This window comes from Pseudonocardia lutea (assembly GCF_042658055.1).
GTDB lineage: Bacteria > Actinomycetota > Actinomycetes > Mycobacteriales > Pseudonocardiaceae > Pseudonocardia > Pseudonocardia lutea.
In genome coordinates this window covers 1-17,622 of the sequence record NZ_JBHSQK010000129.1, presented here as the reverse complement: position 1 = coordinate 17,622, position 17,622 = coordinate 1, and the positions used below count along the sequence as shown (strand labels likewise).

Here is a 17,622-nt window from a genome sequence, read left to right as displayed (position 1 = left end):
TGATAATGCCCCCTCGTGGGATCGAGCGAGGCCCTGGTCGGGGCGTTGCGGGCGGCGGGATGCGTGTTCGCCGAGGAGGAGGCCGAGGTCCTGGCGGGCTCGGCGACCTCCGCGGAGGAGCTGGAGGCGATGCTCGCCCGGCGCGTCGCCGGCGTCCCGCTCGAGCACGTCGTGGGGTGGGCGGAGTTCCGCGGGCTGCGGATCGCCGTCGACGAGGGGGTCTTCGTGCCGCGGCGGCGCACCGAGCTGCTCGTCGCGCAGGGGCTGGCGCTCGCCCCGCCCGACGGCGTGATCGTGGACCTGTGCTGCGGCTCGGGTGCCGTGGCGACCGCCCTCGCCGTCGAGCTGCCCGGCGCGGAGGTGCATGCGGCCGACGTCGACCCCGCGGCGGTGCGCTGCGCCCGGCGGAACCTGGAGCCGCGCGGCGGGCACGTGCACGAGGGCGACCTCGACGCCGCCCTGCCCGCCGACCTGCGCGGGCGGGTCGACGTGCTGCTCGCCAACGCGCCCTACGTGCCCACGACGGAGGTGGCGTTCATGCCGCCCGAGGCACGCGACCACGAGCCGCGCGTCGCGCTCGACGGCGGCGCCGACGGCCTCGACCTGCACCGCCGGATCGCCGCGCTCGCGCCGCGCTGGCTGCGGCCCGGCGGGCACCTGCTGATCGAGACCTCCCGGCGTCAGGCGCCCGGCACCGCGGCGGCGATGGTCGTGCAGGGCATGGGCACCGCGCTGACGCACTCCGCCGAGCTCGACGCCACCGTGGTCGTCGGGGTCACCGCCGGGGCGTCTCGACGACGACGTTCGTCGACTTGATCACCGCGACGGCGAGCGAACCGGGCTGCAGACCGAGCTCCTCGACCGCCTCCCGGCTCATCAGCGACACCACCCGGTGCGGCCCGCACTGCATCTCGACCTGCGCCATGACCTTGTCCGTGACCACCTCGGTCACCAGGCCGACCATGCGGTTGCGCGCGGAGGTGTGCACGTCCGACGGGTCCGGCGCCGCGGTCGCGTGCTCCCGGGTGAACGCCGCCAGCGAGGCCCCGTCGACGACCTTGCGCCGCGAGGCGTCGAGGTGCACCGGGAGGGTGCCGGCGTCGATCCACCGGCGCACCGTGTCGTCGCTGACCCCGAGCAGGCCGGCGACCTCCGAGATCCTGTACTCCGCCACGGCCGGATGTTACGGCCGAGCGGCCCGGCGCGTCCGGCGTGGTCAGGGCACCAGTACCGCGCGGGCGGTCTCGCCGGGTCCGGTGCCGCACCGCGCGAGGAGCGTGCCGTCGGCCGCCCAGATCCCCGAGCGGCCCGCGGTGCGGTCGTAGCCGCCGCCGGTCGGGCCCGCGAAGCTCGCGACCACGACCGGGACGCCGTGGTCGCGGCCGATCCGCCGGGCCCGGTCCTCCTGCACGGCGGCGTCCTCGGGGGTGTCGAGGGCGCCGGCGACGTACGCGTCGATGCCGAGCGCCGCGGTGCGGGCCGCGTGCCCGGGCACGCCGGTGTCGCGGCAGATCGCCAGCCCGAGCCGCCAGCCGTCGACCGCCACGACGGCGGGCTCGGTGCCGGGCGTGAAGTGCCCGGGCTCCGCGCCGCCCAGGCACATCTTGCGGTAGGCGATCCGGGCGCCCGTGCCGTCGACGGCCAGCACGCCGAGGGAGCGGCCCCCGCCCGCGAGGGGCAGCGGGGCGCCGGCGAGGGCGAGCGCACCGGCATCCGCACAGGCTTCGACCAGCGGCGCGAGCCGGGGGTCCGCGGGGTCGAGGGCGGGTGCGTCGAGCTCGTAGCCGGTCAGCGACAGCTCCGGGAACACCACGACACGTGCCCCGGCCCGGCGGACCGCGTCGGCGTGGGCGCGGGCGTTGGCCGCGACGTCCCGGGCGGTGCAGGGCGGTTGGGCGGCGACGACGGTCAGGGGCAGCCTCGGAGGCACGGCCGCACGCTATCCGGTCGGGCGCCGGAGCCGATCACTGGCAGGATCGTGCGGGTGCGCTGGACCACGCGGAGGTGCCGGACGAGGCCCTGATGGCGCTGTCCCTCACCGGCGACCCGCTGCCGGCGGGGACGGTGCGGTACGCCGCCCGCCTTCGGCGTTGAGAACGGCCCCTGACCCGCGTGTCCGCTGGTCAGGGGCCGTACCCCGAGGGTGTGGCAGGTGAAGGATTCGAACCTTCGTAGGCTAAGCCGACGGATTTACAGTCCGCTCCCTTTGGCCACTCGGGCAACCTGCCGGGGTGCCGTCGGCCTCGCCGACGTGCAGGGAGAAGGATACGACAGCGAGATCCGGCCTCCACGAGGGGGGCCGTCAGCGAGGAGGAGCCCATGGCCGACCCGTCGTTCGACGTGGTGAGCAAGGTCGATCGGCAGGAGGTCGACAACGCCCTCAACCAGGCCGCGAAGGAGCTCTCCCAGCGCTTCGACTTCCGGGGCACCGGGACCTCGATCAGCTGGGCCGGCGAGGAGGCGATCAGCCTCGAGTCGGAGACCGAGGAGCGGTTGAAGGCCGCGGTGGACGTCTTCAAGGAGAAGCTGATCAAGCGGAACATCTCGCTGAAGGCGTTCGAGGTGGGCGAGCCCGCGCAGTCCGGCAGGACCTACAAGGTCACCGGCAAGATATTGCAGGGCATCGCCTCGGACAAGGCCAAGGAGATCAGCAAGACCATCCGGGACGAGAAGCTCAAGGGCGTGCAGGCCCAGATCCAGGGCGACCAGCTGCGGGTCTCGGGCAAGAAGAAGGACGACCTCCAGGCCGTCATCGCCCTGCTCAAGAGCAAGGACTTCGGCATCGCCCTGCAGTTCACCAACTACCGCTGAGCCGCGCGGACCGGCGCGGACCGGCGCGGACCGGCGCCGACCGGCGAGGACAGGTCAGGAGGCCGCACCCGCTCGCGTTCGCGACCCCGAGGATCAGGACCGCGGCGACGCGGTGCCGGAGGCAGGGTGCTCCGACTCACGCCGGGTGAGCACCACGGGGTCGTCCTCGGTGACGGCGACCGTGTGCTCCGAGTGGGCCGTGCGTGAGCCGTCGGCCGACCGGATGGTCCACCCGTCCGGGTCGTGGACGATCCGGTCGGTCGTGCGGGCGAACCAGGGCTCGAGCGCGAGGGTCAGGCCCGGGCGGAGCCTCAGGCCGCGGCCCGCCCGGCCCGCGTTGGGGACGTGCGGATCCTCGTGCATGGTCCGGCCGATGCCGTGCCCGCCGAACTCGGTGTTGACCGGATAGCCGTGGTCCCGGGCCACGGCGCCGATCGCCGCCGAGAGGTCGCCCAGCCGGTTGCCCGGACGCGCCACCGCGATCGCCGCCTCCAACGCCTCCTCGGTCGCGCGGACGAGCCGCAGGTCCTCCTCGGCGGGGGTCCCGACGACGACCGTGCGCGCCGAGTCGGCCGCCCAGCCGTCGATGCTGATCGCGATGTCCGCGGTGAGCACGTCCCCGTCGCGCAGCGTGTAGTCGTGGGGCAGGCCGTGCAGGACGGCGTCGTTGACCGCCAGGCAGAGGACGTTGCGGAACGGTCCGCGGCCGAAGGAGGGCGCGTAGTCCCAGTAGCACGACTCGGCCCCGCGCCGGGCGATCATGCCGCGCGCGTGGTGCTCCAGGTCCAGGAGGTTGACGCCCACGTCGGCGAGCCGGCCGACCTCGGAGAGCACCTCGGCGACGAACCGCCCGGCCACGTGCATGCGGTCGATCTCCGCAGGCGTCTTGAGTTCGATCACGAGCACCTCACGTCGCGCACCGGTATAGTTATACCGGATCGTAGCAGACGTCGGTATAGAAATACCGGTCGGGGCGACGGCGGCGACCGGCCGTCCGCGCGGTCGCCGACCGCGCTCAGCGCCGTCCGGCCGTCATTCCGCGGCCCGCCCCGGGAGCCGGCCCGGGTCGGCCCCGGGGCCGGGGGTGGCGACGACCTCGGCGATCCCGGGCGACCCGCCGCACCCCTCGCACGTGGTCTCGAGGTGGACCACGCCCTCGCAGCCGGCGTGCCGGAAGACGATCGGCGGGCCCTCCGGCGCGGCCCACCGGTCACCCCACTCGGTGAGCGCCACGATCACCGCACCGAGCTCGCGGCCCTTCTCGGTGAGCGCGTACTCACCCTCGCGCGGCTCCATCAGCCCGGCGGCCACGAAGCCCTCGAGCCGCTTGGCCAGGACGTTCGGTGCGATGCCGAGCCGGCGCTCGAAGTCCGAGAAGCGCGTCGTGCCGGCGAAGACGGCGTTGCGGACGATCAGCAGGCTCCAGCGCTCCCCCACCAGCTCGAGGGCACGCGCCGCCGAACAGTTCTCGCGCTCGTACAGCCGTCCCAGCACGGGTCCGAGGATAGCCGGATTCCGCTTGCGTGATGCAAGCCCCGCCCACTACGGTGACTTGCGTCACGCAAGTCGATGACACGCACGGGGAGCGACACGGAGGAGATGGGGACGATGGCACTTCCGCAGGTGGTCTCGCGGGACGAGTGGCTGGCCGCGCGCCGGGCGCTGTTGTTGCGCGAGAAGGAACTGACGCGGGCCCGGGACGTACTGGCCGCCGACCGGCGGCGGCTGCCGATGGTGCGGGTCGAGGAGGACTACCGGTTCACCGGGCCGGACGGCGAGGTCGGGTTGCGCGACCTGTTCGCGGGCCGCCGGCAGCTGGTCCTGCAGCACTTCATGTACGACCCCGCCTGGGACGAGCCCTGCCGCAGCTGCAGCGCGATGGCGGCCGAGACGGGCGAGGGCGTGCGCGAGCACCTCGGCCGGCGGGACACGGCCTTCGCCGCGGTGTCCCGGGCGCCCTACCCGAGGCTGCAGGAGGTCCGGGAGGCGCGGGGCTGGACCTTCGCCTGGTACTCGTCGTACGGCAGCACGTTCAACTACGACTTCCACGTCACGCTCGACCCGGCCGTGGTCCCGCCGAGCTACAACTTCCGGGACGCCGAGGAGCTGACCGCCGCCGGCCAGGCGTGGCTGACCGACTACGTCGGCGAGCAGCCGGGGATCAGCACGTTCCTGCGCGACGGCGACGAGGTCTTCCACACGTGGTCGGCCTACGGCCGCGGGGTGGAGGAGATGATGCACGGCTACCACCTCCTCGACCTGACGGCGCTGGGCCGGCAGGAGGACTGGGAGGAGCCGAAGGGGCGGGCGCCGGTCGCGCACGCCGCCGACCCGGGCTTCACGACCTGACCCGGGGTCCCGGGCCAGGGCCGTTCGGCCGGTACCGCCTGCCGTTCGGGCGCTCCTACGATCGCCCGGTGCGGCTGCTGGAGCGCGACCATCCGTTGGCGGTGGTGCGCGACCGGGCGGCGCGGGCGGCGGAGGAGGGCGGCCGGCTGGTGCTGCTCGCCGGCGAGGCCGGGATCGGCAAGACGGTCCTGCTGCGCGCCCTCGCCGAGGAGCTGCCCCGCGAGCAGGTGCTGTGGGGGATGTGCGACGCGCTGTCCACCCCGCGGCCGCTCGGCCCGCTCCGGGACGTCGCGAACGCGCTCGGGCCGGCGGTGCGCGCGCTGCTCGCCGACGGGGCACCGCCGCACGAGCTGTTCGCAGCGGTGCTCGAGGCGCTGCGGGCCCGTCCGCGGGTGCTGGTGATCGAGGACCTCCACTGGGCGGACGAGGCCACCGCGGACCTCGTCCGCTACCTCGGCCGGCGCATCTCCTCGCTGCCGCTGCTCCTGGTGCTCTCCTACCGTGACGGGCCGGCCGCCGACCACCCGCTCGTCCCGGTGGTGGGCGACCTGGTCTCGCTGCCGGACACCCGTCGCGTGCAGCTCGCGCCGCTCAGCCGCGGCGCGGTGGAGACGCTGTGCGCCGGCAGCGGTCTCGACGCGGCGGAGGTGCACCGGCGCACGGCGGGCAACCCGTTCTTCGTCAGCCAGATCGTGGCCCAGCCGGAGTCCCGGCTGCCGGCGAGCGTGCGCGAGGCCGTGCTCGCCCGGGCGGCGGTGCTCGACCCGGACCACCGCCGCCACCTGGAGCTGCTCTCGTGCACGCCGGAGCCGGTCGGCGGCGCGCTGCTGGCCGCGCTGGGGGTGCCGCCGGGCACCGCCGAGGCGCTCGTCGGCACCGGGCTCGTCGACCGCCACGGCGACGGGCTGGCCTTCCGGCACGAGATCGCCCGCTCGGCGGTGCTCGACGCCGCGCCGGGGCCCGCCCGCGACCGGCACGCCGCCATGATCGCCGCGCTGGAGGCGACCGGCGGCGAGGCCAGCGTCCTCGCCCACCACGCCGCGGCGGCGGGTGACGTTCCCCGGGTCCTGCGGCACGCGCCGGTCGCCGCGGCCGAGGCGGCCCGCTCGGGCGCCCACCGCGAGGCCGTCGAGCTGTACCGGCTCGCCCTCGGCGCCACCGTCGAGGACGACCGGGCGACCCGGGCCGGGCTCCTGGAGGCCCTCGGGACCGAGCTGTACCTCACCGACCGGCTCGCGGAGTCGATCGACGTGCTCACCCGGGCGGTCGCGCTGCGGCGTGAGCTGGGCGACGCGGTCGCCGTCGGCGCCCTGCACCGGATCATCTCCGACTACGCCTGGTACCACGGCGACGGCGCCGCCGCGGCCGAGCACGACCGTGCGGCGCGCGAGATCCTCGCCGGCGCCGACGACCTCCGCGAGTGGGGGTTCGCCCTGGCCAACCACGCCTACCTGGCCGCCCACCGCGGCGACGGGCCCGGGGCCGCCCGGTCCGGGGAGGACGCGCAGCGGATCGCCGCCGAGCTCGCCGATCCCGCCCTGCACGGCACCGCCGCCATCGGGCTGTCCATCGCCCGCCTGCTCGGCGGGGACGTCGCCGCCCGTGCCGATCTCCTCGACGCGAGCGCCACCGGGATCCGGGCGCGGCTCGACGAGCTCGCGACCGCGCCGGTGAGCAACCTGGCGCACCTCGACGTCGAGCAGGGCCGGTTCGCCGAGGCGGACGCGGTACTGGCCGAGGCCCTCGCGCTGAGCGAGCGGCTCGACGTGCAGATCTGCACGATGTGGCAGCGCGGCGTCCGGGCCCGGCTGCGGCTGCTGCAGGGCCGGTGGGCCGAGGCCGAGGAGGACGCGCGCGCGGTCCTCGACCGGGGTGAGATGCCGCTCGGCCGGCTGTGGCCGCGCCTGGTGCTGGGTGTGCTGGCCGCGCGCCGCAGCGCACCCCGGGAGAACCCGGACCTCGACGTCGGCTGGCGGATCGCCACCGGGCTCGACGCGCCCGGCGTCCTCGCCGCGGCGGTGGCGGCGCTGGCCGAGCAGTCCTGGCTGCTGCGCCGGCCCGACACGAGGCTCGCCGAGCCGGTCGTCGCCCGGCTGCTCGCCCCGCCCTTCAGCGGCAGGCGTGAGGCGCTCGCGCCGGTGCGGCGATGGTCGGCACGGTTGGTCGCGGCGGGCCTCCCGCCACTGCCCCCGTTGCCCGACGGGCCGGACGAGCCGGGCGCGACGGACGGTCCGGCCGACGGCGCGTGGCCCGGGCGTGAGCGCGCGCGGCCCTACGAGCACGCCCTCGCCCGCTGGGACACCGGCACGGCCGGGGACCTCCTCGCCGCCCTCCCCGTGCTCGACGAGCTGGGCGCGGCGGCCGTCGCGGCCCGCTTCCGCGCCCGGCTGCGCGAGCTGGGCGTGCACGGGATCCCCCGGGGCCCGGCCCCCGCCACCCGCGCCAACCCGCAGGGCCTCACGACCCGGCAGCTCGACGTCCTGGGGCTGCTCGCCGAAGGGTTGAGCAACGCCGACATCGCCGCCCGCCTGGTGATCTCGCCGAAGACCGCCGACCATCACGTGTCGGCGGTCCTGGCGAAACTGGGGGTGCGCTCGCGCGGCGAGGCCGCGGCGGCCGCGCACCGGATGGGCGTGCGCGCCTGACCGTCAGGCCTCGGCGGTGCGGGGCCCGAACTCCGAGGCCACCTCGACGACGAGGTCGGCGGGGAAGCCGCCGCGGCGGGCGTGCTCCCGCACGGTCTCCGCGTCGTCGGTCTCGTGCAGGCAGTAGATCTTGTCGCCCGCGACGTAGCTGCGGTGCCAGGTGTAGGCCACGCCGAGGCCCTCGACCACGCCGTTGGACGTGCAGGCGATCTCGCGGAGCTGCTCGGGCGTGAGACCCGCGGCGCCGGGGACGGTGCGCTCGATCAGGAAGGTGGGCATCGTGTTCTCCTCGTCTCGACCGGTGCGGGAACCTCCCGCTGACCTGGGAGAACGGTAGGTCCGGCCGGCCGGGGTGCGCGTCGGGAGAACCACCCATTCCCGCGCCCGCGCCTCCCTATCCCGGCCCGGGCACCTCCGCCGGCACGCCGTCGTCGAGGCCGGTCAGGGCGAGGACCCGCGCGACGGGACCGGTCCCGGGGCTCTCGATCCGGAGCCCCACACCGCGGGTGCGGGCCTCCTCGGTGAGGTCGAGGAGCATGCCGATGCCGGCGCTGGGCAGGTAGCCGACCTCGGTGAGGTCGAGGACCACGGACCCGGCGGGGGCGGCCGGGGCGAGCGCCGCCGCGAGCGGCCCACGGACCACCTCGATGCCACTGAGGTCGAGGTCGCCGTGCAGGGCGAGCCGCAGGCCGGAGCCCTGCCGATGGACCGTGAGGGCCGCCGGCACCCGGGCGGCCGGGGCCGCGGCGGCCGGGGCGACCGGCAGCGGCTCGGAGTCCCGCACGTCCGGGTCCAGCCGGAACGTGACGACGGTGCCTTCCTCGTGCCGGCCGATCTCGACCTCGCCCGCGAGGGCCCGGATGAGGTCGATGCCGCGGCCGCGGAACCCCTTGTCCGCCGGCTCCGGGCGCCAGTGGCCGCGGTCGCGGACCGCGACCCGGATCCCGCCGTCGGACTCGAGCTCGAGGGAGATGTCGAAGTCCTCGGGCGTGCTCCGCCGGTAGGCGTGGTCGACCGAGTTGGCGGCGGCCTCGCCGAGCGCGAGCTGCAGGTCCTCGAGCAGCACCTTCGGCAGCGCCGCCTCCTCCGCCCAGGCCCGGACGTCGGCGCGCATCCGGCGCAGGACCTCCGGGGCGGCGGGGTAGCGGGCGTGCAGCGGGGCCGGCAGCAGCCGCACCGCGACCAGCGCGATGTCGTCCGCGTGCCCGTGCTGCTCCACGACCTCCTCGAGCAGGTGGTCGACCAGCGCGTCCGGGCCCTCCCCCGCGCGCCGGGCGGCCGCGTCCGCCAGCCGGGCCAGGCCCTCGTCGACGATCTCGCCGCGCCGCTCGACCAGCCCGTCGGTGTACAGCAGCAGGGTGGTGCCCGGCCGGATGGTGGTCGAGCCCTCGGTGAACGGCTCGCGGTCGGGCAGCCCGAGCACCGGGCCGCGGGTGTCGTCGAGGTAGCGCGCGCCCTCCCGGTCGACCAGCAGCGGCGGCAGGTGACCGGCTCTGGCCCAGCGCAGCGTCCCGGAGGCCCGGTCGAGCAGCAGGCAGGCCGCCGTCGACGCGCGCGCACCCGGGATCCACGACACGTGCGCGTCGAGGATCTCCAGGGCGGCGGCCGGCGGGTTGCCCTGCCGGAGGGCACCGGAGAGCGCCACCCGCAGCTGCCCCATCACCCCCGCCGCGGCCGGCCCCTGCCCGACGACGTCGCCGACGGACAGCGCGATCCCGTCGTCGTCGACGGCGAACACGTCGTACCAGTCGCCGCCGGCCTGAACCCCCGCCGCGCCGGGCCGGTACCGGGTCGCGGTGCGGATCCGGCTGAACCGGGGCGGCTCCGCGGGCAGCAGGCTGCGCTGCAGGACCGCGGCGATCTCGTGCTCCGCCTCGTGCAGCCGGGCCCGGTCGAGCGCCTGCGCGCACTGCTCGGCGACGGTGAGCAGCCCGGCCCGGGCCTCGTCGGACAGCTCCGGCCCGGCGTCGGGGAACCGCAGCCCGAGCACGCCGAGCGGGGTGCCGCCGAGCGAGAGCGGCACGGCGACCTGGTCGGGCAGCTCGCCGCCCTCCTCGAGCTGGCGGTCGGACCAGGCGAGGGTGGAGCGGGTGCCCACCCACACCGGCTCGCCGGTGCGGGCGGCGTACGCCAGCGGGCGCGGCACGTCCGCGGCCAGCCAGCGCGTCCGCGTCGGCGGGAAGGCGGCGAGCACCTCCAGCTGCTCACCCCGGCGCACCGCGACGACCGCGGAGGACGCCCCGATCTCCTCGGCGTGCCCGAGGATCACCTCGGCGACCTCGGCCGGCCGCGCCGCACCGGACAGCGCCGAGACGACCCGGCTGAACTTCTCGGCGGCCAGCCGGGCGTCGCTCTCGGCGGCCAGCAGCTCGGCGCGCTGCAGCGCCTGCGCGCTCTGCTCGGCCAGTGACACCGCGGCCGCCCGCTCGGTCGCGGCCAGCCGCCGCGGCTCGACGAACCCGAGCGCCACCACGCCGATGCACCGCCCCGCCACCAGCAGCGGGACGGCCGCGACCCCGGAGTAGCCGTACTCCTCGCGGACCAGCCGGTGCAGGTGCGGGTAGTCGCGCTCCCAGTCCTCGGGCCGCTCCACCCACACCGGTGCCCGACGGTGCAGCGCGTCGACGACGGGGGCGCGGGCGTCGTCCGGCACGGTCGCCCAGTCCCGCTGCACCGCGGGCGGCCAGCCGACGGAGTGCAGCGCCTCGAGCGTGCCCGGGCCGCGCACCTCCCACAGCGCCACGGACTGGGTCTTGAGCAGTTGGGCGAACTGCGCGACCGCGGTCTCCGCCACCCGGACCGGGGTCGCCGCCGCCGACAGGGCGGCGGTCGCCTCCTGCAGCAGCGTGAGCCGGTGGCTGGTGTCCCGCTCGCTCTCGAAGAGCTGCGCGTTGTCGATCGCGGTGGCCGCGCGCCGGCCGATCTCCTGCAGCAGGGCCAGGTCCAGCGCGTCCTGCGGTGCCGACGCGCCCGTGCGGGCCGTGGCGAGCAGCCCGCCGACCCGCCCGCGCGCGACCAGGGGCACCAGCGAGACGCTGCGCAGGTCGAGCCGGCGGCGCACCTGCTGCTGCTCGGGATCGCCGGAGGAGGCGCGGATGTAGCTCTCGTCGACCTCCGCGGTGGCCGGGCGGCCGTCGGCGAGCACCTCCGCCGCCCAGCGGGTGGCGGCGCCGAGCCGGGCGAGGTCGGCCTCGCGGGCGGGGTCGCGGGCCGCCAGCGCGGCCACCCGGGGCTCGCCCCCGTCGTCGACGACGATGAGCCGGGCGAGGTCGGCGACCCCCTCGTCGACGAGCGCGCGGACCAGCACCTCCCGCCGGCCGGCGACGCCGCTCTCCCGGTCCATCGCGCCGCCCAGCACGCCGAGCACCCGCTGCCGCTCCTGCTCGCGGTACCGGTCGTCGATGTCCAGGCAGCCGCCGACGTACCCGCGCTCCTCGGCGGCCGGACCCAGCGGGGCACCGCGGTCGAGCACCCAGCGGTACCGGCCGTCCGCCCGCCGGAGCCGGTACTCCGCCTCGAACACCCCGCCCGCGGCCGCGGCGCGGCGCTCGTCGTACCCGGCCAGGTCGTCCGGGTGGACCCGGGACCGCCAGCCGGCGCCCAGGTCCGCCACCCCGCCGCCGGTGTACTCCCGCCACGCCTTGTTGACGAAGACGCGGCCGCCGTCGGGGCCGTCGGCCCAGATCAGCGCCGGTGTGGCGTCGGCGAGGGCGCGGAAGCGCCGCTCGGCGTCCGCCCGGGCCCGGCCCAGCCGCAGGTGCCCGTCGACCCGGGCCAGCAGCTCGCGGGCGGCGAAGGGCTTGGTCAGGTAGTCGTCCGCGCCGACGGCGAGGCCCTCGACGGCCGCCTCCTGCCCCGCCCGCGCCGAGAGCAGCAGCACCGGGACGCGGGCGGTCCGCGGGTCGGCCCGCAGCGCGCCCAGCAGCGCCATCCCGTCGAGCTCGGGCATCATCACGTCGGAGACGACCAGGTCCGGCGGGTCCGCGAGCGCCGCCTCGAGCGCGGCGCGGCCGTCGCCCACCAGCTGCACCTCGTACCGGGGCGCGAGCAGGCGGTGCAGGTAGTCGCGCATGTCGGCGTTGTCGTCGGCGACCAGCACCCGGGCGTCGGCGGCCGACGGGGCCGGGGCCGGCCCGTCCGTCCCCTCCGGTCCGCTCGGCAACCAGCGGAGGGCCTCGGCGACGAACGGCTCCACCGCGGGGGACGACGAGGCGGGCGGCGCCTCCTCGGGTGCCGCCGCGACGCGGTCGGCGGGCAGGTGCGCCGCGCCCAGGGGGACGGTGACGGTGAACGTGGTGCCGACGTCGAGGGCGCTCTCCGCGCCGACCGTGCCGCCGTGCAGGGCGGCCAGCTCACGCACCATCGCCAGCCCGATGCCGCTGCCCTCGGCCGAACGCGACCGGGTGCCGGAGATCCGGTGGAAGCGCTCGAACAGCCGCGGCATCTCCTCGGCCGGGATGCCGACGCCGGTGTCCGAGACGGTGAGCACGGCGGCCCCGTCGACCTCCCGGAGCCGGACCGTGATCGCACCCTCGAAGGTGAACTTGAGGGCGTTGGACAGCAGGTTGAGGACGACCTTCTCCCAGCTGTCCCGGTCGACGTGCACCGGCCGGGACAGCGGCGGGCAGTCGATCACGAGCTCGAGCCCGGCGTGCTCGATCGCGGAGCGGAACGCCCCGGCCAGCTCGGCGGTGAAGACCGCGAGGTCCAGCGGCTCGAAGCGGGCCTCGATCCGGCCCGCCTGCAGCCGGGAGTAGTCGAGCAGGCTGTTGACCAGCTTGGCCAGCCGCAACCCGTTGCGGTGGATCACGTCGAGCTCGGTGCGCAGCCGGTCGGGGGCGATCCCGTCGGCCGACCGCAGCTCCTCGACCGGCCCCATGATCAGGGTGAGCGGGGTGCGGAACTCGTGGCTGACGTTGGAGAAGAAGTCCGTCTTGGCGCGGTCGAGCTCGGCGAGCGCCTCGGCCCGGTGCCGCTCGGTCTCGTAGGCGCGCGCGTTGAGCAGCCCGGAGGCGATCTGCGCGACCAGCAGCTCGACGAAGCCGCGGTACCCCTCGTCGTAGCGGCGGTAGGGGTTGAGCCCCACGACCACGAACCCGGCCACCGCGTCGTCGGTGCCGAGCGGCACCACCGCGGCCTCGGCCGGCGGGCGGCCCCACGCCCCCGAGGGCAGGGCGGGGAACCGCGTGCCGAGGTCACCGACGAGCACGGTGCGGCCCGCCCGGACCTCCCCGACCGGCCACGGCCCGTCCGGCCCGAGCCGCTCCGGCGCGGCGGGGGCGCCCGCCTCGATGCCCGCGGCGCGGGCCAGCCGGGCCTCGCCCTCGTCGTCGAACAGGTAGACCAGGGAGAACGGCAGGTCGCGGGTGCTGGCGCCGAGCAGCTCACCGGCCGCGTCGAGCACCGCGCGCTCGGTGCGGGCCGTGGTGACCGCGCTGGACAGTGCGCGCAGGATCGACATCCGGCGCTCGGCGAGGACGCGGTCGGTGTTCTCGGTGACGACGCACAGGAAGCCCGGGATGGCGCCGGTGTCGTCGGCGAGCGGGCTGTAGGAGAACGTGTGGTAGGTCTCCTCGGGGTAGCCGGACCGCTCGAGGATCAGCAGGAGGTCCTCGTCCCAGGTCGCCTCGCCGGTCTCCAGCACGGACGCGATGCGCGGGCCGATGTCCTCCCAGATCTCCGCCCACACCTCGCGGGCCGGCCGCCCGATCGCCCACGGGTGCTTGGCCCGCAGCGTGTCCCGCTGGTAGGCGTCGTTGTAGAAGAAGGCGAGCTCCGGACCCCAGCCCATCCACATGGAGAAGCGGGAGCCCAGCAGGATCCGGACCACGTTGCGCAGCGCGGACGGCCAGGTCTCCGGCGGGCCGACGGAGGTCGCGGCCCAGTCCCAGCCGGCCATGATCCGGCCCAGCTCGCCGCCGCGGGCGAAGACGCTCTCCTCCGCGATCGGCGCGCCCACCGTCTCGCCGGGCCGGGTCATGGAGGCTCCGTTCCGACGAGAGGACCTGTCCGGGAACCGCAGCGTAACCGGACCGGCGGACGCGGCGCGCGGCTCCGGCCGGCCGTGTGTCGAGTTCGCGTCCGCACGTGTGGACGTGCGGAGAGCGGGTATCTCGCGTCGCCGGGTGGCCCTCGCCCCGGGCTACGAGCAGGTCGGGGCGGGCAGGTCACGGCGGGCAGGTCACGGCGGGCAGGTCACAGCGCGGGAGAGGAGCGGCCGTGCCGAACGGGGACGAATGGCGGGCCCTCGCGGCCGTCACGGGGGCGAACCGGGGCGTCGACCCGCGGGCCGAGCTGGTCGGCGCGGGCGTGATCCTGGTGGTGGCCGTGGCCCTCGCGGTGGCCGGGCTGCTCGCGCTGAACATCGGGCTCCTGGTGGCGGCCGTCGTCGTCGGCACCGCGGGCGCGATCTGGTGGGGCGAGGCGCGGCGCCGGCCGCACGGACGGCAGGGCGGGCGACCGGGCGGTCGGTGACCGCGTTTGCGATCGCCCGGGTGAGGAACCCCCCGGACGGTCCGAACCGGACCGCCTGGGCCGAGCGAGGAGGCAACCGTGACCGAGCCGCGCGACGAGCGCACCGCCGAGGACGAGCCGGTGCGTCCCTTCCCCGAGCAGGAGGACCCGGAGGCCCTCGACTCGGACCCGGCCGAGGTCCCGCGCCCGGGCGCCCCGAGCATGCCGATGGAGCCCGGCGAGGAGCACGGCGACACCTGATCCCCGGATCGGGGGACCGCGCCGCGGACACGATCATCGCGAGGTGTTCCCGGCGCGGTCCCGGGTACCTCCCCGCCGTCACCGACGCCGGAGGAGTGCCCGAATGACCACCAGCAGCAGGACCACGACGCCGACGCGACGCATCGCGGCGGGCGTGCTCGCCGCCGTCGCGGCGCTCGCCCTGGCCGGTTGCACGGGTGGGTCGCGGTCCGGCTCCGACCAGCCCGGGGTGAACAACACCGTGACGTCCGCGCCGGGGCAGCCCGTCAAGAGCTCGATCATGGCGTCGTCGGAGAAGGACCTCGCCGCGTCCTTCCGCACCAACGGCGTCGACGACCCGGAGAAGTGGGCGCAGGTCCTGGCCCAGAACAAGCCGTACCCGGCCGGGGCCGAGGGCACGCAGAAGATCCAGCAGGTGCTGCAGCAGAACCAGGCCGAGCCCGACGTGATCGCCCAGATCTCGAACCTCGTGGAGCCCTGACCGGTCGGGGGCCGCGCCGTCCAGGGGGGCCCGGTGGCGATCCGGACGGTGAAGCCCGCCGGGCCGCGGTGCAGGCCGACCTCCCGCCCGAGCTGGTGGGCCGGCGCGCCCGCGGCGACCGTCTCGGCGAACAGCTCGCGGGAGGCCTCGGGGCGGGTCTGGCCGGGCTCGGGACGGCGCGTTCCGCTCGCGGGAGGCGGGGGCGTGCGTTCAGGCGCCGGTCCGGTCGCACCGGTCGCGCCGGCGCCGGAGCTGCGCGGCCTGCGCCGGGTCCTGCGGGAGGGCGAGGGCGGCGTCGTAGGCGGCGCGGGCCGCGGCGTGGTCGCCGAGCCGGTCCAGGAGCTCGGCGCGCGCGGCGTGCCGCAGCGGGTAGCGCTCGAGCCCGGTCACGGCGTCGACCGCGGCCAGGCCCGCGGCGGGCCCGTCCCGCTCGGCCAGCGCGGCCGCCCGGTTCAGCCGGACGACCGGCGTGTCCTGCACCTCCAGCAGCACGTCGTACCAGGACACGACCGCACCCCAGTCCGTGTCCGCCCAGGTCGGGGCCAGGGCGTGGCAGGCCGCGATCGCCGCCTGCACCACGTACGGGTCCGGCCGCCCGGGGCTGCGGCGCAGCCCCTCCCCGACCAGCCGCACGCCCTCCTCGATGAGCTCGCCGCGCCACCGCGAGCGGTCCTGGTCGGCGAGCAGGACGGGCAGCCCGGCGGCGTCGCGCCGGGCCTCGCGCCGGGAGTCGGTGAGCAGCTCGAGCGCCAGCAGCCCGAGCACGGACGGCTCGCCCGGCATCAGCTCGCGCAGCAGCCGGGTGAGCCGGACCGCCTCGTCGACCAGCGTCGGGCGGACCTCGCCGACCGGGTCGTACCCCTCGGTGAACAGCAGGTACACGGTGGCGAGCACGCCGCGCAGGCGGTCGGGCAGCTCGTGGTCCGCCGGTACGCGGTACGGGATCGCGGCCCGCGCGATCTTCTGCCGCGCGCGGGTCAGGCGCTTCGCCATCGTCTCCTCGGGCACGAGCAGCGCCTGCCCGACCTCGGCCACCGAGAGCCCGCACAGCGTGCGCAGGGCCAGCGCCACCTGCGTCTCGTGCGCGAGCGCCGGATGGCAGCAGACGAAGATCAGCCGGAGCAGGTCGTCGCGCACCGTCTCGGGCGGGGGCGGGTCCTCGGGCACCACGGCGAGCCCCTCCTTCCCCGGCCGCGCGGCCTCCCGGCGCAGCAGGTCGATCGCCCGGCGGCGCGCGGTGACCGTGAGCCAGGCGCGGGGCTGCTCGGGCACGCCGTCGCGCGGCCAGGTCTCCAGGGCGCGCAGGGTCGCGTCCTGCACCGCGTCCTCGGCGAGCGGGAGGTCGCCGAGCTGCCGGACGAGCGTGGCCAGGACCCGCCGGCCCTCGTCGCGCACGAGGCGGACGAGGGCCGTGCGGGCCGGGTCCTCCGTCACCCGCCCTGCGCGCCGAAGTCGATCACCGGCCGGACCTCGATCGCGCCGTCCCAGGCGCCCGGGAGCTGCGCGGCCCACTTCACGGCCTCGTCGAGGTCCGCGCACTCGAGCAGGTAGAAGCCGGTCAGGGCCTCCTTGGTCTCGGCGTAGGGCCCGTCCGTCGTGACGACGTCGCCGCCCTTGCCGCCCTGCACCCGCACGGTGGTGGCGGTGCCGGTCGGGTAGAGCGCGGCACCGCCGCGGATGACGGCGGCCGCGGCCTCGCCGAACGCGCCGTACTCCTTGGTGACGTCCGCGAACTCCGGGCGGCTCCAGTCGACGTCGGCGGCGTAGATGAGGGCTGCGTACTGGGGCATCGGATCCTCCTGGATCTCCTCGGGCGCCGGCGTGCTCCGGCGTCACCCGAGGGACGAACGGGAGACGGCCGGCCGGGACAGTCGCGCCGAAGATGTTTCCGTCCCCGGCGGGCGCGTGCCAGACCGTCGGGACCGGCGCCGTTCCCGGAAGCACCCCAGGAGTACCGCGAGGACGGAGTCGCGCCGTCTGCTCCCGCGAGTCGGCAGTTCCAGCACCGCGAGTCGGCAGTTCCCGGAGATGTGCGCGGGGGTTCGACCCCGGCGCCGCCGCCGGCTCGTCCGGTGATCGCCCTCGCAGTGCGGTGGTGGCTAAACCGCCGACCCTGCATGCACCACGACACCGATCACGGGAGGCGTGCCCGCCCGCATGATCGCGGCGAGCGTGCCGCTACGGCCCTGCCGACGACCGTCGCGTCACCCTGACGACGATCTTGGGGCCAGGTCCGGTCCGGTTCGTGAAGGCGCCGACCCGCCGAATGCCCGCCGTCGGCTCACGCGATGTGCCCGGTGAGCGTGAGCGCGTCGACCTCCGGCTCGGTCGGTCGTGCCGCCGCCGGGCCTGGCCTGCCTACTTCGCCCCGAACTCCGCCTTCACCTCGGCCCGCCACGCCGCGTACTCCTCGCCGCCCTCGAGCCCGAGCGTGCCGATGCAGCTCCCGCAGCGCCCGACGATCCGCAGCAGGGCGACCTGCCCGCAGCGGACGCAGGTCTGCGGGAGGGCGGTGGAGGTGTCGTCGTCTGCCACACGACGAGTGTGCCCCACCGGTCCGACCGACGATCACCCGCGGACCCGCGCGCTCATGTAAGGAGCTCCGGGACTTGATCGGCCCGG

At 76.2% G+C, this 17,622-nt stretch carries 16 protein-coding genes and 1 tRNA gene; 7 read left to right on the top strand and 10 right to left on the bottom strand.

The features are described from left to right. Positions 1–15: 15 nt before the first annotated feature. A complete protein-coding gene (locus tag ACFQH9_RS31800; protein WP_379572128.1) occupies positions 16–816 on the top strand; it encodes a putative protein N(5)-glutamine methyltransferase in 801 nt (266 codons plus the stop codon). Here ACFQH9_RS31800 and ACFQH9_RS31795 read toward each other — a convergent pair. The 3 genes from ACFQH9_RS31795 to ACFQH9_RS31785 all read right to left on the bottom strand — a co-directional run bounded on the left by ACFQH9_RS31795 (position 776) and on the right by ACFQH9_RS31785 (position 2,228). Beyond that, the gene (locus tag ACFQH9_RS31795; RefSeq protein ID WP_037046016.1) at positions 776–1,174 is read right to left on the bottom strand and encodes a TOBE domain-containing protein; all 399 of its coding nucleotides are present in this window, start codon (positions 1,172–1,174) and stop codon (positions 776–778) included. The two genes, ACFQH9_RS31800 and ACFQH9_RS31795, sit on opposite strands and share 41 nt — an antisense overlap. A 42-nt stretch (positions 1,175–1,216) precedes the next feature. Beyond that, positions 1,217–1,930, bottom strand: coding sequence for a carbon-nitrogen hydrolase family protein (locus ACFQH9_RS31790; protein WP_379572126.1), 714 nt, complete (start codon positions 1,928–1,930; stop codon positions 1,217–1,219). Positions 1,931–2,146: 216 nt separating this feature from the next. After that, positions 2,147–2,228: transfer RNA gene (locus tag ACFQH9_RS31785), tRNA-Tyr, on the bottom strand. A gap of 91 nt (positions 2,229–2,319) precedes the next feature. On the opposite strand from ACFQH9_RS31785, the gene ACFQH9_RS31780 reads away from it, so the two are divergent. Next, complete coding sequence (locus tag ACFQH9_RS31780) at positions 2,320–2,811, top strand: YajQ family cyclic di-GMP-binding protein (protein ID WP_379572124.1); 492 nt, start codon at positions 2,320–2,322, stop codon at positions 2,809–2,811. A gap of 93 nt (positions 2,812–2,904) precedes the next feature. On the opposite strand, the gene map is transcribed toward ACFQH9_RS31780, so the two are convergent. After that, complete coding sequence (map, locus tag ACFQH9_RS31775; RefSeq protein ID WP_379572122.1) at positions 2,905–3,711, bottom strand: type I methionyl aminopeptidase; 807 nt, start codon at positions 3,709–3,711, stop codon at positions 2,905–2,907. A gap of 132 nt (positions 3,712–3,843) precedes the next feature. Then, entirely contained in the window at positions 3,844–4,305 is a 462-nt protein-coding gene (locus ACFQH9_RS31770; RefSeq protein WP_379572120.1) for a winged helix-turn-helix transcriptional regulator, read from the bottom strand. A 114-nt stretch (positions 4,306–4,419) separates the two neighbouring features. On the opposite strand from ACFQH9_RS31770, the gene ACFQH9_RS31765 reads away from it, so the two are divergent. After that, entirely contained in the window at positions 4,420–5,160 is a 741-nt protein-coding gene (locus ACFQH9_RS31765) for a DUF899 domain-containing protein (RefSeq protein ID WP_379572118.1), read from the top strand. Positions 5,161–5,228: 68 nt separating this feature from the next. Then, complete coding sequence (locus tag ACFQH9_RS31760) at positions 5,229–7,805, top strand: ATP-binding protein (RefSeq protein WP_379572116.1); 2,577 nt, start codon at positions 5,229–5,231, stop codon at positions 7,803–7,805. Positions 7,806–7,808: 3 nt separating this feature from the next. Here ACFQH9_RS31760 and ACFQH9_RS31755 read toward each other — a convergent pair whose 3' ends face one another. Then, entirely contained in the window at positions 7,809–8,084 is a 276-nt protein-coding gene (locus ACFQH9_RS31755) for a DUF4242 domain-containing protein (RefSeq protein ID WP_379572114.1), read from the bottom strand. A gap of 115 nt (positions 8,085–8,199) precedes the next feature. Next, positions 8,200–13,785: a SpoIIE family protein phosphatase gene (locus tag ACFQH9_RS31750; RefSeq protein ID WP_379572112.1), complete on the bottom strand. Its 5,586-nt coding sequence runs from the start codon at positions 13,783–13,785 to the stop codon at positions 8,200–8,202. 239 nt (positions 13,786–14,024) lie between these two features. Here ACFQH9_RS31750 and ACFQH9_RS31745 point away from each other — a divergent pair, with 239 nt between their 5' ends. From ACFQH9_RS31745 to ACFQH9_RS31735, 3 genes are all read left to right on the top strand, one after another. Next, a complete protein-coding gene (locus tag ACFQH9_RS31745; RefSeq protein WP_379572110.1) occupies positions 14,025–14,279 on the top strand; it encodes a hypothetical protein in 255 nt (84 codons plus the stop codon). Between the two features lie 78 nt (positions 14,280–14,357). Further along, positions 14,358–14,519: a hypothetical protein gene (locus tag ACFQH9_RS31740; protein ID WP_379572109.1), complete on the top strand. Its 162-nt coding sequence runs from the start codon at positions 14,358–14,360 to the stop codon at positions 14,517–14,519. A gap of 103 nt (positions 14,520–14,622) precedes the next feature. Beyond that, the gene (locus tag ACFQH9_RS31735; protein WP_379572108.1) at positions 14,623–15,000 is read left to right on the top strand and encodes a hypothetical protein; all 378 of its coding nucleotides are present in this window, start codon (positions 14,623–14,625) and stop codon (positions 14,998–15,000) included. A gap of 210 nt (positions 15,001–15,210) precedes the next feature. On the opposite strand, the gene ACFQH9_RS31730 is transcribed toward ACFQH9_RS31735, so the two are convergent. The 3 genes from ACFQH9_RS31730 to ACFQH9_RS31720 form a co-directional block, all read right to left on the bottom strand. Beyond that, on the bottom strand, positions 15,211–16,434 hold the full coding sequence (locus ACFQH9_RS31730) for an RNA polymerase sigma factor (protein ID WP_379572107.1): 1,224 nt from the start codon (positions 16,432–16,434) through the stop codon (positions 15,211–15,213). Next, the gene (locus ACFQH9_RS31725) at positions 16,431–16,790 is read right to left on the bottom strand and encodes a YciI family protein (RefSeq protein WP_379572106.1); all 360 of its coding nucleotides are present in this window, start codon (positions 16,788–16,790) and stop codon (positions 16,431–16,433) included. The genes ACFQH9_RS31730 and ACFQH9_RS31725 overlap by 4 nt, the downstream gene beginning before the upstream one ends. Before the next feature lie 568 nt (positions 16,791–17,358). Then, the gene (locus ACFQH9_RS31720; RefSeq protein ID WP_379572104.1) at positions 17,359–17,535 is read right to left on the bottom strand and encodes a hypothetical protein; all 177 of its coding nucleotides are present in this window, start codon (positions 17,533–17,535) and stop codon (positions 17,359–17,361) included. Between the last annotated feature and the right edge of the window lie 87 nt (positions 17,536–17,622).